Source organism: Mycobacterium bourgelatii (assembly GCF_010723575.1).
Lineage (GTDB): Bacteria > Actinomycetota > Actinomycetes > Mycobacteriales > Mycobacteriaceae > Mycobacterium > Mycobacterium bourgelatii.
Map to the genome: position 1 here is coordinate 2,798,334 of NZ_BLKZ01000001.1, position 17,344 is coordinate 2,815,677.

2 protein-coding genes and 3 pseudogenes are annotated in these 17,344 nt (G+C 65.3%); 2 read left to right on the forward strand and 3 right to left on the reverse strand.

Translation table 11 applies throughout. From position 1 onward, the window contains the following. Positions 1-173 precede the first annotated feature (173 nt). Positions 174-1,235: pseudogene (locus G6N68_RS12345) on the reverse strand (IS1380 family transposase); the annotation flags it as partial. A gap of 48 nt (positions 1,236-1,283) precedes the next feature. On the opposite strand from G6N68_RS12345, the pseudogene G6N68_RS12350 reads away from it, so the two are divergent. Continuing rightward, positions 1,284-2,636 (forward strand): annotated as a pseudogene (locus G6N68_RS12350) (IS256 family transposase). 53 nt (positions 2,637-2,689) lie between these two features. Here G6N68_RS12350 and G6N68_RS12355 read toward each other — a convergent pair. Together G6N68_RS12355 and G6N68_RS12360 are read right to left on the reverse strand one after the other, a co-directional pair. Continuing rightward, positions 2,690-3,046, reverse strand: a pseudogene (locus G6N68_RS12355) (transposase); the annotation flags it as partial. Between the two features lie 293 nt (positions 3,047-3,339). Then, a complete protein-coding gene (locus G6N68_RS12360; RefSeq protein ID WP_163712231.1) occupies positions 3,340-13,362 on the reverse strand; it encodes a PPE family protein in 10,023 nt (3,340 codons plus the stop codon). A 306-nt stretch (positions 13,363-13,668) separates the two neighbouring features. Between G6N68_RS12360 and G6N68_RS12365 the strand changes: the two genes are divergently transcribed. After that, positions 13,669-17,208 carry a PE family protein gene (locus tag G6N68_RS12365; RefSeq protein ID WP_163712234.1) on the forward strand — a complete coding sequence of 1,180 codons (3,540 nt, stop codon included), beginning with the start codon at positions 13,669-13,671 and terminating at the stop codon, positions 17,206-17,208. The last annotated feature ends 136 nt before the right edge of the window (positions 17,209-17,344 follow it).

Sequence of the window (17,344 nt, forward strand, 5' to 3'; positions counted from 1 at the left end):
GACTAACCTCGATTTTTCGTCGAGGGTGATTTCGGTCGGACTTGGCGATGGGGTGCGTGGTGTCTGGGGTTTGTGTGGTTTAGGGCGTGTTGGGGTTGTCCCGTGTCGCCGGGTTGGCGGGCTTTCCCAGGGCCGGTGGTCTTTCGTGCTCGGTTGGTCAGCTGGGTTGTCGGTCAACCGAAGGCGGTGCGGATGTGTTGCCATGCGGTGGCGATGGCTGCGGCCCATCGCCAGGTGGCGTCGATGCGTAGTCGGGTTCGGCGGGCGCCGCGGGTGATGCGGGCTGCGACGTGCAGGACTCGGTAGCGGAAGGTAGCGATCTCGGCACGGGTCAGGCCGGGGTGGCCGGTGAATCCGATGAGCTGGCACCAGGTGACCAGATCGGCTGCGGCCAAGACGATTTCCAGCCAGGCGGCGTTGGCGTCGAATGCCTGACACGGCAGGTTGCGCAGGCCGGTGGCTTTGAGTTCGCGGATGCGGTCTTCGACGCGGGCGTGTTGGCGGTGGCGTAGTTCCAGACCTGCCACCTGGCCGGCGACCACACCGGGCGGTGTGTCGGTGATGAACGCGGTGACCCGCATCCCGTCGGCGTCGGTGAACCGCAACTGCGCACCCGGATGGGGCCTTTCCTTGCGCAGGATCAGCCGGGTCCCCGCCGGCCACGATGACAGGTTGACCAGGTTGGTGGCCTCGGCGACCCAGGCGCCCTCGCGGATACCACCGTCGGTGTCGATCGCCGGATACCAGCACTGCCCGATGTTGAGAGTGTCCACAGCGTCCTGCACCCGCCAATCCACGGGGTAGCCGAAGGAGAACCCCACGCCCGCGGCGCGGCAGGCGTCGGCGAAGTCGTGGGTGGCCCCGGCGGTGTCGCAGCGCACCAGCACCGCCGGCTTGTCGGGGTCGTCGCGATGATCGGGGTCCGGCCGCCATCGCGCCGGCAGGCCGGCCAGTGCCTGCGCTAGGACACTGACGTGGTCAGCTGCGGTGTTGGAGCCCGCGCCACCGGGGCGCAGTAGGCCGGCCAGCGCTTCCCCGCCGGCGATCTCGGGGCGGTCCACGAAGGCCAGCAGCGGGTGGTGACCGTAGGTCTTTTTCCAGGTCGCCCCTGCCTTCTCCTTGTTATCGGAATGATCGAGGACCAGGGTGGCGTCGATGTCGATGTGCAACCAGCCACCCGGTGCGGGGGCGGCGCCGGCGGCCCAGGCCGCTGCGCGGGCCGCAGCCCGGGCGGCGGGGGTGTCAGATCGTCTGTGTAAGTCCTGACGGAAGGATCTCAGGACATGGCGACGGGCAAGGACGAAGATTTGGCGCTAGGTGAGGTGGAGTCCACGGTGGAGATGGCCGAGGCGCTTCGGGCGTCGGGCGTGGTGGACGATTTGCTGGCTCAGGTCGATTCCGGCGAGGTTGCGTTGACCGGTGAGGGTGGTTTGTTGCCAGGGTTGATCAAGCTCGCCTTGGAGCGTGGGCTGGCTGCTGAGCTGACTGATCATCTGGGTTATGAGAAGGGCGACCCGGCGGGGCGTGCGCTGCCCAATGCCCGCAATGGCACCTCACCGAAGACGGTGCAGACCGAGGCCGCCCCGTCCCGTTGGAGGTGCCGCGCGATCGCGACGGCTCGTTCACTCCACGGCTGGTGCCCAAGGGCGCCCGTCGTCTCGGCGGGCTCGATGACATGATCATCTCGCTGTACGCCGGTGGAATGACGTTGCGCGACATTCAATTTCATCTTGCCTCGACGATCGGAACCGATGTTTCGCACGAGACGATCTCCAAGATCGTCGATGAGATCTCCGAGGAGGTCCTGGCCTGGCAGCGTCGGCCGCTGGACCCGATTTACCCGGTGGTCTACCTCGACGCGATCGTGGTCAAGGTCAAAGACGGCGGCCACACCCGCAACAAGGCCGCTCATATCGCCGTAGGCGTCGATATGGCCGGGATCAAGCACGTGCTGGGCATCTGGGTCCAGCAGAACGAAGGAGCGGCGTTTTGGGCCTCAGTGTGTGCCGATCTGGCCAATCGCGGCGTTCGCGACGTGCTGATCGTGTGCTGCGACGGGCTGACCGGCTTTCCCGAGGCGATCGCGGCCACCTGGTCGCAGGCCGCCGTGCAGACCTGTGTGGTGCATCTGCTGCGCAACGCGCTGCGGTTCGTGTCCTACAGCGACCGCAAAGCCGTGGCCGCAGCCCTCAAACCGGTCTACACCGCGGCGGATGCTGAGGCTGCCCGTGCCGAACTCGATGCGTTCACCACGTCGGAGTTAGGCAAGAAAAATCCGACGGTGACCAGGGTTTTCGATCGTTCGTGGGAGCAGTTCACCCCCTTCCTGGCGTTTGCGCCCGAGTTGCGCCGGGTCATTTACGACGAACGCGATCGAATCGCTGAACTACCAGTTGCGCAAGGTCATCAAGACCCGAGGCCAGTTCCCCAACGATGCCGCCGTGGTCAAACTCCTCTGGCTGGCCATCTGCAACATCGAGGACAAACGCGCCGCCGAACGGGCCAAAAAATACGCCCAGAAACGTTGCCGAACAGCGCCCGGACGTCTCGTGGAAGGACAGGTGGTCACCAACTGGAAGAAGGCACTCGAACAACTCTCGCTGGTCTACCCAGACCGCATCGAGCGGTACCTATAACTCGACGACTAACAAGAAAACCAAACAGGCGACTTACACAGAAAACTTGACACGCTCCGGGCGGCACGCACCCGCGGTAGGTGCGAAGCATCGATGCGCTCATCGATTAGCCGCCACATCGTGGTCGTGGAGGCTTTGGCACCCAGGACATGCTCACGGTCGCCGCACAGTTGTCCGACCGCGTCGATGCAGTCCGCCCCATCGGCGACCGCGGCAGCCAGATCAGCGAACACCTCCCCGGGCGCATACACCCACGGGCCCCGGTAGGTATCTGCCAACGCGGCGGTGACCTGCGCCGATAACCCGCTGCGGTCCGCGAGCTCACGCACCATGGCCATCCCGGCATGCGACACGACACCATAACCGTCGGCGGAAACTTTCACCCGCGACCCGACCGCGATATTCTTCACCTGCGAGGTGCCTTCCCGCTGGAACGACTGAACCCTAGAGAAGTCCAATTATTCCTTGCAGGACAGGCACTTTCGCATATCTACACCCCGAAACTCACAACGTTTCACGAAAAATCCGGGCTAATGGGGCGGATGTGACCAGTCGCGTCCGTCCGCTGCCGGTACAGCACCAGAGCAAGCCGACTACCGCCCGCCGACTAGGGCCCCGTACCGGTATTGAGCAAGCCGGCCAACCGCACTCCGAAGTTCCCGTGCCGGTATAGCACCAGAGCAAGCCGACTACCGCCCGCCGACTAGGGCCCCGTACCGGTATTGAGCAAGCCGGCCAACCGCACTCCGAAGTTCCCGAAACCGGAGTTGAACGCCTGCGTGGCGAAGTTGAAGAAGCTGGTGTTGAACGCGCCCGACACGAAGTTGCCGAGGTTTGCCCAGCCCGACTCGAACGTGCCGAAGTTTTGGAAGCCCGATACGTTGATGCCACCGGCGTTGAACAAGCCCGACATCTGGGCGAAGCGGTTCCCGACGCCGGACACGGCGCCGGCGGCGTTGTTGAAGAAGCCGGACGCGCCGCCCCCGGAATTGAAGAAGCCGGACGACGGGGTGTCGCCCGAGTTAAAGAAGCCGGGGCCCCCCGCGAAGTTGAAGCCGAACGTGACGGGGCCGGTACCACCGTTGCCGACGAGATTGACGACGTTGGTGAACAGGTAGTCGATCGGGGTTTCGGGTTGCACCGTGTTCAGGTTGAACGTGACGGGCCCAACGTTGCTGTCGCCGTACTCGATTCGGATCCCGAGCACCGTTGAGGCTTGGATGTGTATCGGGATCGAATAGGTGAACGCGCCCGCTGTAATGGCGTCGACGACACCCGTGATAGGTACCTCGATGTTGATCGGTACCTCGTAGTGGTAGGTGATTTCGGGCATCGTGTACTCGAAGCCGAAGCCAAAGAGGCCTTGGTAGTCGCCTCTCCACAGGAAGCCGTTGCTGTAGCTGCCCGAGATGAATGCGCCCGTGTTGACGTTGCCGGAGTTGGCAATGCCCGTATTGGAATCGCCGGTGTTGAACCAGCCGGTGTTGTAGTCGCCGACATTGAAGTCACCGGTGTTGTAGCTGCCCGGGTTGAAGCTGCCGGTGTTGGTGCTGCCGGCGTTGAAGAAGCCGGTGTTGAAATTGCCCGCGTTGCCGATGCCGGTGTTGACCAGCCCGGTGTTGAAGAAGCCCGTGTTGGTGCTGCCGGTGTTGCCGATGCCGGTGTTGTAGGTGCCGGAGTTGCCAATGCCCCAGTTGCCGGTGCCCGAGTTGAAGAACCCGACGTTGCCGGTGCCCGAGTTGAACAGACCGATGTTGCCGCTGCCCGAATTCAAGCCACCGATGCCGACTTGGTTGTTCCCCGTGAGGCCGATGCCGATGTTGCCGGTGCCCGTGTTGGCGAAGCCGATGTTCCCGTTTCCGGTGTTGCCGAAGCCGAAGTTGAAGCTGCCGGTGTTGCCGATGCCGACGTTCTGGATGGCCGCCGTCAGCGCCGGACCGGCGTTTCCGAACCCGATGTTTCCGCTGCCGATGTTGCCGCCGCCGAAGTTGTCGCTGCCGAAGTTGCCGCCACCGAAGTTGTATCCGCCGATGTTGCCGCTACCCACGTTGTAGCTGCCGACGTTGCCATTACCGAAGTTGAAGCCGCCGATGTTCCCGTTGCCGATGTTCAGGGAACCGAAATTGCCCAGGCCGAGGCTGAAGGTGGTCGTTCCGGTGGTGCCGTTCTGGAACAAGCCGGCCAAGCTGTTGCCGACATTGCTGAAGCCGGAGCCGTTGTCGGGCGTGCCCAAGCCTAGGCCGGTGTTGAGCACACCCGAGATGCTGTTGCCTAGGTTGGCTAGGCCGGATTGCAGCGAACCGTAGTTTTGAATTCCCGAGTTCCCCAGGATTCCGGTCGCGTAGTTGAACAAACCCGAGCTGCCGGCGCCGAAATTGAAGAAGCCCGACAGGCCGCCGGTGCCAACGTTGAAGAATCCCGACGACGGAGTCGTCGTGGTGTTGAAGAAGCCCGGTGTAGCCGGAATGTTGATGACCGGAATCGTGATGGGGCCCATTCCGCCGCCGCCCACGATGGCGATGACGGTCGAACCGTCATGGGCGCCGATGTTGAGCGACACGGTGTTGACCGGGGGTTGGCTGCCAAAGTCGATCGTGATGGGTGTCGTCGCTGGGGCGTCGGCGCCGCCGCCGTGGATGCTGATGGTGCCGATGGTGATGTTGAAGTCGATGACGTCGAGGTAGCCGAAGGCTTCGCCGAGGCCTCTGATGGTGATCTGCGGAATGTTGATGGCCGACATTGACACGCTGGTGATGGTGGCGGTGATCGGGATGTTGATCGGTGCGCGAACGTCGAACGCGAAAGGAATTTCGTCGATCGTGATCTGGTAGCCGCCGGTGAGGACGCCCCGGTACTCGCCCCGCCAAAGGAGGCCGTTGTTGTAGCTGCCCATGTTGAAGACGCCGGTGTTGACGTCGCCCGAGTTGCCCAAGCCGGTGTTGTAGTCGCCGATGTTGAACCAACCGGTGTTGTAGCTGCCCGGGTTGAAGCTGCCGGTGTTGGTGCTGCCGATGTTGTAGGCGCCGGTGTTGTAGCTGCCAGCGTTGGCGATCCCGGTATTGACCAGGCCGGTGTTGAAGAAACCGGTGTTGACGCTGCCGGTGTTGAAGAAGCCGGTGTTGTAGTTGCCGGAGTTGCCGATGCCGAAGTTTCCGGTGCCCGAGTTGAAGAACCCGACGTTGCCGCTGCCGGAGTTGAACAGGCCGACGTTGCCGCTGCCGGAGTTCCAGTTCCCGAAGCCGACCTGGTTGTTGCCGCTCAGCCCAATGCCGATGTTGCCACTACCGGTGTTGCCGAAGCCGATGTTGCCGTCGCCGAAGTTGCCGAAGCCGAAGTTGTTGCTGCCGGTGTTGCCGAACCCGATGTTGTTCAGGGCTGCCGTCAACCCGGGCCCGCTGTTGCCGAAGCCGATGTTGAAGCTGCCGATATTCCCGCTGCCGAAGTTCTGGCTGCCGATGTTGCCGCTGCCGACGTTGTAGCCGCCGATGTTTCCGTTGCCCAGGTTGAAATCGCCGATATTTCCGCCGCCCAGGCTGAATTGCCCGAGGTCGGCCAGGCCCAGGTTCAACGTTGACCCGGACGCGCCGTTGCGGAACAAGCCAGCAATGTCAATGCCGGCGTTGTACATCCCCGACATGTTGGCCGGCGTCGTAGACAGGTTGGCGGCGGAGCTGCTGTTGAAGAAACCCGAAAGGGTGTTGCCCAAGTTGGAGAAGCCCGACGCCAGCGTGCCGACATTGTTGAGGCCGGAGCTCCCCAACGCTTCCCAGTTGAACATGCCGGATGCATTGGCACCGACGTTCCAGAAGCCCGATACGCCACCGGCGCCGCTGTTGAAAAAGCCCGACGACGGGCTGGTGGTGTGATTTCCGAAGCCAGGGGTCGCCGGGATGTGGATGAGCGGGATGCGGATGGGGCCTGCCGTGCTGCGAATGGCAATGTTGAGCGCCGTTGAACCGTCCGGGCTCCCGATGTTCGCGGTAATCGTGGGCAGGGTGCCCGTGATCGTCGGGATTTGAATAGAGCTGACGTAGGCGTCGGCGTATGTCCATATGGGACCCGAGAAATTGACGTGGATCGGGTCCAAACTGAAGCCGTAAAACCGGAAGCTGCCGAGGTTGACGTTGATGGGGATGTTGAGCGGAATGCTGATGTCGATGTTGGCGGCGGGGAATTCCGGGATCGTCACGGTGTAGTCGAAGCCGATCAGGCCCTGGTAGTCATCCCGCCAGATGAACCCGTTGTTGTAGCTGCCGGTATTGAAGGCGCCGGTGTTCACGTTGCCCGAGTTGCCCACGCCGGTGTTGTAGTTGCCGGTGTTGAACCATCCGGTGTTGTAGCTGCCTGGGTTGAAGCTGCCGGTGTTGGTGCTGCCGACGTTGTAGCTGCCGGTGTTGTAACTGCCCGCGTTCGCGATCCCGGTGTTGACGCTGCCGGTGTTGAAGAAGCCGGTGTTGAAATCGCCCGCATTGCCGAAGCCGGTGTTGTGGCTGCCGGAGTTGCCGATGCCGAAGTTTCCGGTGCCCGAGTTGAAGAAGCCGATGTTGTCGGTGCCGGAGTTGAACAGGCCGACGTTGCCGCTGCCGGAGTTCCAGTTCCCGAAGCCGACCTGGTTGTTGCCGCTCAGGCCGATGCCGATGTTGCCGCTGCCGGTGTTGCCGAAGCCGATGTTGCCGTCGCCGAAGTTGCCGAAGCCGAAGTTGTTGCTGCCGGTGTTGCCGATCCCGATGTTGTTCAGGGCTGCCGTCAGCGCGGGCCCGCTGTTGCCGAACCCGATGTTGAAGCTGCCGATGTTGCCGCTGCCGAAGTTCTGGCTGCCGATGTTTCCGCTGCCGACGTTGTAGCCGCCGATGTTTCCGTTACCGAGGTTGAAATCGCCGATGTTTCCGCTGCCCACGTTCGACTGGCCGAGATCGGCGAAGCCCACATTGAACAACGAACCTGTCGCGGTGCTGCGCAGGAAGCCCGCCAGGTTGGTGCCGATGTTGCCGGCCCCGGAGACAAAGGCGGGTGTGGTGAACAGGTCGGTGGCGGAGCTGGTGTTGAACAGACCCGAGACGGTGTTGCCCAGATTCGAAACGCCCGATATGAGATCGCCGAAGACTTTGTAGCCCGAGATTCCTGAAGTGCCGGACGCAAGGTTGAGGAGGCCGGATGCGTTGGCACCGATGTTCATAAAGCCCGAAGAGCTGCCATTTCCGGAATTGAAGAAGCCCGATGACGGGCTGGTGGTCGAGTTCCCGAAGCCCGGCGCCGGCTTGATGTCGATGCCCGTGAATGTGATGGGGAGCAGCCGACCATCGCCGGTGATGTGGATCAACGGCCCGACCGCCCCTACGGGCGTGCCGATGTTGATACCGATGAAGGGGAGGCCGATGGTCAGCTGTGGGAAACCGATTGAGGTGATGACTAGGTCGGCGTCGCCGATGATGGTGTCGAGGTCAACCGTCAGTTGCGGAATGGTGAAGCTCGAGATCGTGATGGTGGGAAGTACGGCGCCGATCGGTACGGACAGGTGAATCGGCACGTCGAACTCGAACGGAACAGCGCTGTCGGGGATGATCGTGGTCGCGTTGAGGCTGACCAGGCCTTGGTAGTCGGCCCGCCATCCGATGCCGTTGTTGTAGCTGCCGGCATTTAAGAAGCCGGTGTTGACGTTGCCCGTGTTGCCCAAGCCGGTGTTGTAGTTGCCGGTGTTGAACCATCCGGTGTTGTAGCTGCCCGGGTTGAAGCCTCCGGTGTTGGTGTTGCCGGGGTTGTAGCTGCCGGTGTTGAGGTTGCCCGCGTTACCGATCCCGGTGTTGACACTGCCGGTGTTGAACAGGCCGGTGTTGGTGCTGCCGGTGTTGCCGAAGCCGGTGTTGTAGTTGCCGGAGTTTCCGATGCCGAAGTTTCCGGTGCCCGAGTTGAAGAAGCCGATGTTGTTGGTGCCCGAGTTGAACAGGCCGATATTGCCGCTGCCGGAGGTCCAGTCTCCGAAGCCGTACTGGTTGTTGCCGGTGAGGCCGATGCCGATGTTGCCGCTGCCGGTGTTGCCGAAGCCGATGTTGCCGTCGCCGAAGTTGCCGAAGCCGAAGTTGTTGCTGCCGGTGTTGCCGATCCCGATGTTGTTCAGGGCTGCCGTCAGCGCGGGCCCGCTGTTGCCGAAGCCGATGTTGAAGCTTCCGATGTTGCCACTGCCGAAGTTCTGGCTGCCGATGTTGCCGCTACCGAGGTTGTAGTTGCCGACATTCCCGAGGCCGACGTTGAAGTCCCCGACGTTTGCCAAGCCGAGGTTGAGCCCGCCTTCGTTTCCGAGGCCCAGGTTGAAGTTCGTGCCCCCGACGAAGGCGTTGCGGAACAGGCCCGCCAGGTTGCTGCCGACGTTCGATATGCCGGAGAGGCGGGCCGCCGTCGCAAAGTCCAGCGAGCTGGTGTTGAACACACCCGATACCGTGTTGCCCAGGTTTTGTATGCCCGATTGCAGGGCGCCGTAATTCCGAAGGCCTGAATTCCCGAGAATTTCGGAAGAAATGTTCTGGAAACCCGAGTTGTTCGCGCCGAAGTTTCCGAAGCCCGAATTGCCGCCGATACCGCCGTTGAAGAATCCCGAGGAGGGGCCGGTGCTGGAGTTGAAAAATCCGGGGCTGAACGGCTGGTTGTAGACGGTCCAGTCGACGGATTTGATGCCGAAAGTGGCTGGCACGTAGAGCCCTGTCGAACCGTTCGGGTTACCAATGCTGACACTCAACAGCGAGAGGTTAAATGCGATCGGAGGGATTGTGACGGAGTTGATAAACCCGTCAACCAGGCTGAATTGCTCTCCGAATAGTTCAAAACTGAGATCGAAGGGGACGCTGGCAATAAAAATTCCGTTGTAGAGGCCACCGGTGGCGGTCGCCGTGATAGGGATATTGATGGGGACGTGCACGGTCATGTGCCCAGGCATTTCGGGAATATGGAGCGTGTAGTTGCCGCCCATCAGGCCTTGCTCGTCGCCCCGCCAGAACCATCCGTTGCTCATGTTGCCCGAGATGAAGCCCCCGGTATTGATGTTGCCGGAGTTCGCCAGGCCGGTGTTGAAGTTGCCGGCGTTGAACCAGCCGGTGTTGTAGCTGCCTGGGTTGGCGCCGCCGGTGTTAGTACTGCCGATGTTGTAGCCGCCGGTGTTGTAGGAACCCGCGTTGGCGATGCCGGTGTTGACGAAGCCGGTGTTGAACAAGCCAGTGTTGGAATCGCCGGCGTTGCCGAAGCCGGTGTTATAGCTCCCGGAGTTGCCGATGCCGAAGTTCCCGTTGCCCGAGTTGAACAGGCCGACGTTGTTGGTGCCTGAGTTGAAGAAGCCGACGTTGCCGCTGCCGGTGTTCCAGTTCCCGAAGCCGATTTGGCGATCGCCGGTGAGCCCGATGCCGATGTTGCCGGTACCGGTGTTACCGAAGCCGATGTTGTTGGTACCGGTGTTGCCGAAGCCGACGTTGTCGCTGCCGGTGTTGCCGAACCCGATGTTGTGGATGGCCGCGGTCAACGAGGGGCCGCTGTTGCCGAAGCCGATGTTCCCGAACCCGATGTTTCCGCTGCCGAAGTTCGTGGCACCGATGTTTCCGCTGCCGATGTTGGCGCCGCCGATGTTTCCGTTGCCCAGGTTTCCGCTGCCGAAGTTCCCATTGCCCAGGTTCAACTGGCCGGCGTTCGCCAGGCCCAGGTTGATGAACACGCCGTTGGCGTCGCGGACGGCGCCGGCCACGTCTCTACCGAGGTTCGCCAGTCCGGAGAGATTGGCCGCCGTCGCGAGGTTGGCCGTGCTGGTGTTGTAGATGCCCGAGACGGTGTTGCCGAGGTTTGCCCAGCCGGACGACAGCGCACCCACGTTTTGTAGGCCGGAGAGGTTCGCGCCGGAATTGAAGAAGCCGGACGCGCCACCGATGCCGTTGTTGAAGAATCCCGACGACGGCAGGGTGGTCGAATTGAAGAATCCCGGCTTGGGTTCGACCTTGAGCAGCTGAATGGTGCCACCCTGAAAGGCGCCGGTCATACTGACGCCCACGCCGGTATTCGGGCCGCCAATAGTGAGTGTCACCAAGGGAAGATTGATCGTGGAACTCGATAGGTTGACGGGTCCCAGGGTCAACGTCAGCGGGTCGGGTGGCGGCGAAAGCCAGATTGCGATCGTTTGCTCGCCACCCGGCAATGTGAGTATGTCTCCGCCGAATTGCATCACTTCGTGGACGGGCGTGAACATTTGAATATCGAAGTTGATGTCGGGAATGGTGATCGCGAGGTCGATAGCGATCTGGCCCGCACCATCGCCAGCGGCGAGAATGCTGTTGTTGTAATTGCCTATGTTCAAAAAGCCCGTGTTGGTGTTGCCGGGGTTGAAGCCGCCGGTGTTGTAATCGCCGGGATCGAAGGCGCCGGTATTGAAGTTGCCGACGTTGCCGCCACCCGTGTTGTAGTTGCCCACGTTGGCGAAGCCGGTGTTCACGACACCGCCGTTGAACCAGCCCGTGTTGAAGTTGCCGGCGTTTCCGTAGCCGGTATTGCCGATGCCGGGGTTGCCGATGCCCCAGTTGCCGGTGCCCGCGTTTCCGATCCCGATGTTGTTGGTGCCGGAGTTGAACAGGCCGATGTTGTTGGTGCCGGAGTTGAACAGGCCAAGGTTGCCGCTGCCCGTGTTCAGGGCTCCGAAGCCGACCAAACCCGTTCCAGACAGCCCGATTCCGATGTTGCCGCTGCCCGTGTTCCCAAAACCGATGTTGCCGACGCCGTTGTTGCCGAACCCGGTGTTGTTGTTGCCCAGGTTCCCCAGGCCGCTGTTGTAATCGCCGAGGTTCCCCAAGCCGGTGTTGAAGTCGCCCAGGTTTCCGCTACCGACGTTTTGGTTGCCGACGTTGCCGAGACCGGTATTCGACGTGCCCTTGTTGCCGAAACCGATGTTGTCCTGGCCGTCGTTTCCGCCTCCGGTGTTTTCATTGCCGACGTTGCCGATCCCGGTGTTGAAATCGCCGACGTTGGCGATACCGGTGTTCTGTTGACCGACGTTGGCGAAGCCGGTGTTGCTGGTTGGGGCCGAGGTGCCACCGAATAGGCCCGAAATGAACGGTCCGGTGTTGGCCACACCGGACACATAGTTGGGCGTTGTGAGGTCCTCCGGGTAAGCGTCGTTGAAAAGGCCCGAGATGGTGTTGCCGGTGATGGACAGACCGGAGACAGCCACGCCGGTGTTCGCCAGGCCCGAGAGGCCGAGGAACCCCGTCGATGTATTGAACAGGCCCGAAACGTTGCCTCCGGAGTTGAAAAAGCCCGAAGCGCTGCCGTCGCCGTCGTTGAAGAATCCGGACGAAGGGACGGTGGTGGAGTTGCCGATGCCCGGGGATCCGGTGATCAAGCCCTGGTAGTCGCCCCGCCAGAAAAGACCGTTGCTGTAGTCGCCGGTGATAAACGCGCCGGTATTGACGTTGCCAGTGTTTGCCAGGCCGGTGTTGTAGTTACCGGTGTTGAGCCAACCGGTGTTGTAGCTCCCGGTGTTGAAGCCGCCCGTGTTGCTGTTGCCGGAGTTGAAGTTGCCCGTGTTGTAGTTGCCCGAGTTGCCGAATCCCGTGTTGGCAATTCCGGGGTTGAAAAAGCCGGTGTTGGCGATGCCGGAGTTGCCAATACCGGTGTTGAAGATGCCGGAGTTGCCGAGACCGAAGTTTTCGGACCCCGAATTGAACAAGCCGGTGTTGTTGGTGCCCGAGTTGAACAAGCCACGGTTGCCCGTGCCGGAGTTCAGTCCACCGAACCCACTCATCCCGTTGCCGGTTAGCCCGATACCGACGTTGCCGTTGCCGGTGTTGCCGAAGCCGATGTTGCCGTCGCCGGTGTTGCCGAACCCGATGTTGTTACTGCCGCTGTTGCCGAAGCCGATGTTGTGGATGGCCCCGGTCAGCGACGTAGCACTATTGCCGAAACCGATGTTTCCGAAACCGATGTTGCCCGGCCCGAAGTTTCCGGAGCCGATGTTCGCGCTGCCGACGTTGTAGTTGCCGAGGTTGGCGTTGCCGAGATTGCCGACCCCGAGATTCGTCAGGCCAACATTGATGGTGAAGGGAAGGGCGGCAGCAGCATTGGCGGCGGCAGATGCAGCCCCGCCCGGCGACATCGTGCCCGCGAGTTGTGCGCCGGCGGCATTCGCCGCCGCGGCAAGGACGCTCGATGCGCCCGCCACGCTCGCCGCCGCATCCGCCAGGCCGGGCAGCGGCAGGCTGAACGGCGTCAGGCCCGAAACCACGGCAGAAGCTCCGGAATAGTAGCCGAACATGGCGGCCACATCCTGCGCCCACATGCCCTCGTACTGCGCCTCGATCGCCGCGATCGCCGGCGTGTTCAGACCGAGCAGATTCGACCGCACCAGCGACAGCAGTTGAGCGCGGTTGGCGGCCACTACCCCCGGATGCACCGTCGCGGCCCGCGCTGCCTCGAACGCGGCTGCGGCTAACCGGGCGTGACCCGCCGCTTCGCCGGCCTGCGCCGCCGCCGATCTCAACCAACCCAGATAGGGTGCGGCGGCGCCTGTCATGGCCACCGCCGCCGGGCTCTGCCAAGCGGAATCCAGCAGTTCGACGGTCACCGAGCCGAAAGAGGCTGCCGCTGAAGCCAACTCGGCGGCCAATCCATCCCAGGCCGCCGCGGATGCCAACATCGATCCTGACCCCGCGCCGAGGAACATCCGCGCGGAGTTGACCTCGGGTGCCAGTACCGCAAAACTCATACGGTGTCCTTCGCGGGTGACCCCTACCGGGGTGGCGGTCAGGTTCTTACAACCGGCGTATAACGGCCCTTACCGTAGCGGTTTCGCGGGCGATTTCACGCATATTCTCGCCAAAAATTTTCGGGTGCCTAATCAACTAATCCGCTATGGCTTGCGGATACTGGCCCTCCCCGCTTCGCGGAGTGCACATACGTACGCGCCATTCGAGCGAAAAACTAAACGGCGCGCCCCCCGTGGGTTACCGTGTTTGACTGCGCTGGTTGTCGGTGGTGTTTCGGGTTGTCTTGAGTGACGGCGAGGTCGCTGATGGCGTTTGTTGTGGTTGCACCGGAGCTGGTGGCGGCTGCGGCTTCGGACGTGGCGGGGATCGGCTCGGCGGTTGCTGCGGCGAATGCGGTTGCGGCGCGGTCGACGACGGGGTTGGTCAGCGCGGCCGCCGATGAGGTGTCGCGAGCGATTGCCGTGATGTTTTCCGGGCATGCGCTGGGTTATCAGGAGTTGGCCGTGCAGGCCGCGGCGGTACATCAGCAGTTTGTGCAGACGTTGGTTGCCGGTGGGGCCGGTTATGCGACCGCGGAGGCGCTCAATATTGGCCCGTTGCAACCGCTTCTAGATCTGATCAACGCGCCCACCCAGCAGTTGTTGGGGCGTCCGCTGATCGGCAACGGCACCGACGGGGCGCCGGGCAGTGGGCAGGCCGGCGGGCTGGGTGGGCTGTTGTTCGGCAATGGCGGTAATGGTGGCTCGGGGGCGGCGGGGCAGCCCGGCGGTGCTGGTGGGGACGCGGGTCTGCTCGGTTCGGGCGGTGCCGGTGGAGCCGGGGGTGCCGGTGCGGCAGGCGGGGCCGGCGGAACCGGGGGCTGGCTGTTCGGTTCAGGTGGGGCAGGCGGGGCCGGTGGCGCCAGTACGACTGCGGGCGGTACCGGTGGGGCCGGCGGGGTCGGCGGGTCGGCTCCGTTGTTCGGTTACGGCGGCACCGGTGGGGCCGGCGGTATGGGTGGGCCCAAGGGTGGTGCGGGTGGCGACGGCGGGGCGGGCGGTAACGGCGGGCAGCTGATCGGGGTGGGCGGCATTGGTGGTGCCGGCGGGGCGGGCAGCGCCGGCGCTGCCGGCGGGGCTGGTATGGACGGTGCGGGCGGTGGGGCGGGCGGACACGGGGGTGCTGGCGGCAACGCCGGTGTGGTGGGGGCCGGCGGGGTCGGCGGTCTCGGCGGTGCTGGTGGGGCCGGCGGTGACGGCGGGGCCGGGGCCGGTGGCCAGTCCGGCGGTGACGGTGGGACCGGGGGTGCCGGCGGGGGCGGGGGTCGGGCCGGCCAAGCTCCGTTGATCGGACCGTCCGGCGCTGGTGGTCACGGTGGGGCCGGCGGCGTCGGTGGCGCCGGTGGGACCGGCGGCAACGACACCGCGGCTCTGGGGGCGGGCAATGGTGGTGACGGCGGGGCCGGCGGGGCCGGCGGCCTGGGTGGCGCGGCGGCCGGGATGGCGGCGGTCGCGGGCAACGGCGGCGCCGGTGGTGATGGCGGGGTAGCCGGCAACGGCGGGGTGGCAACCAACAACGGCCACAACGGCGGTAGCGGTGGTCGCGGCGGTGCCGGTGGGTCCGCCGGGGCGGGCGGCAACGCCAGCGATGGGGCTGCGGTCAATGGCAATGGGGGGGTGGGGGGCAGCGGCGGCGCGGGCGGTGATGGTGGTCATGGGGCCAACGCCACCGGTGCCTCGGCCGGCGGCGCCGGCGGCCATGGCGGCAAGGGCGGCAATGCCGGGGCCGGTGGGGCCGCCGGCATCGGCGGCGTCAGCGGAACCGCGGGTGCTTACGGCAGTGGCGGCAACGGCGGCGACGGCAGCCATGGCGGCAACGGTGGCACCGCGGCCGCTGGCGGGGCCGGGGTGGACGGCAAGGCTGGCCCTGCCGGCGGGGCCGGTGGCAACGGGGGGGCCGGGGGCAACAGCGGGCCCGGTGGCATCAACGGCAGCGGCGGCAATGGCGGCAACGGCGGGCTGGGTGGCACCGGCGGGGCCGGGGGTACGGCCGTCATGGCAGGCACCGACGGCGGCAACGGCGGCATGGGCGGGAGCGGCGGCAACGCCGGGACCGCAGGCATCGCCGGGACCGGAGGCACCGGGGGCACCGCCGGTACGCCGGGCGATGGCGGTGACGGCGGACTCGGGGGCAATGGCGGCAACGGAGCCACCGGACCCGCCGGCGGCACCGGTGGGGGCGGCGGGGACGGCGGCGAGGGCGGAACGGGCGGCTCGGCCAGCGCCGGTGGCACCAACGGCAGCGGTGGCAAAGGCGGCAACGGCGGACTCGGCGGCAATGGCGGCAACGGCAAGGCAGGAACGTCAAGCGCGGATGGCCAGGACGGCGGTAGGGGCGGCGACGGCGGTGACGCCGGGAAAGGGGGCCTGGCCGGTGGGGGCGCCGGTGGCGCGGGAAGCGTCGGCAAGGCGGGCGTCGGCGGGAACGGCGGTAACGGTGGCCACGGCGGATTGGGCGGCAACGGGATCGACAACAACGACAACAATGGCGGGGCCGGCGGCAACGGCACCAAAGGCGGCAGCGGCGGCCAGGGCGGCGTCGGCGGCGCGGCAAACGGCGGGACCGCCGGCAGCGGCGGCGCCGGGGGGAACGGCGCCAACGGCGGTAAGGGCGGCCGCGGCGCTAACGGCGCCAACGGCGTGGAGGGTAGCTCGGACGGCCCACCCGGCGGCACCGGCGGCACTGGCGGCACCGGCGGCGCCGGTGGCAACGCCGGTGCAGGCGGCGCGAAGGGCAGCGGCGAAGGCGGCAGTGCCGGCAACGCAGGCGTCGCGGGTCACGGCGGTGACGGCGGCAACGGCGGCAGCGGCGGCAACGGTGCCCCGGGTTCGTGGGGCATCACCGGAGACGGCTATATCGGCGGCGCCGGTGGCAACGGCGGCAACGGCGGTGCTGGGGGCCTGGGCGGCAACGGCGTTGCCGGCGTCGGCGGAGGCAACGGCGGCAAGGGCGGCAACGGCGGCCTCGCCGGCGCTGGAGGTACGGGCGGCACAGCGAGCGTCTTGGGCGACGGAGGGCGCGGCGGCAACGGCGGTGTCGGGGGTCTCGGCGGCCACGGCGGCAACGGCGGTTTCGGCGGCGGCAAAGGTGGCGCCGGAGGTGCCGGCGGCAATGGCAACACCGGCGGTACCGGCGGCGAAGGGGGCGTCGTCGGCCGGAATGGGGGGGTCGGCGGCGACGGCGGCGCCGGCGGCGGCGGTGGCAACGGCGGGTGGGGCAACGGCGCAGACGGCGGCGCCGGCGGCGCCGCCGGCAACGGCGGCACGGGAGGCACTGGCGGCCACGCCACCGACGTTGCCCCCTTCTCCTCTGGCTATGACGGCGGTAGGGGCGGGACCGGCGGCGCAGGAGGGACCGGCGGCCTGGGCGGCGGTGTCTCCGGCAAAGGTCTTGGCGGCGACGGCGGTGCTGCCGGCAACGGTGGTACCGGCGGTACCGGAGGTCTCGGCGGCGAGAGTCAACTTCTCAATAGCTACAACGGCAACGGGGGCGCCGGCGGCAATGGCGGGATGGGCGGCACCGGTGGGAGTGCCACTGCTCCGGGTGGGAAAGCCGCCGACGGCGGCAAGGGAGGCGCCGGCGGCACCGGCGGCAACGGCGACACGGCCTACGACCCCGACTACTGGGGTCAAGGTGGTTTTGGCGGCACCGGCGGCACCGGCGGCACCGGCGGTAAGTCCGCCGACGGGGACTTCGGCTCCTTCGGATCCAACGGTGCCGTTGGCAGCGGCCCGACCGGCGGCGGGCGCAACCCGAATGGCGGCAGCGGGGGCAGCGGCGGCATCGGCGGTGCCGGTGCCACTTAGTCCAATTGCCGCTGTGAGAGAAAGGACGGGCATTCGAGTGGAAGCGTCGACTTATGCTCGCGGCCGAGCGCGGTGCGCGTCTTTTTCGATTGTCCCGGGGGGCTTTTCGGGTTGCTCTAAGGGACGGCGAGGTCGC

Bases quoted from the DNA above. Each gene is read 5' to 3' on its own strand.
- G6N68_RS12360 (WP_163712231.1), bottom strand. From the start codon at position 13,362: ATGAGTTTTGCGGTACTGGCACCCGAGGTCAACTCCGCGCGGATGTTC.
- G6N68_RS12365 (WP_163712234.1), top strand. From the start codon at position 13,669: ATGGCGTTTGTTGTGGTTGCACCGGAGCTGGTGGCGGCTGCGGCTTCG.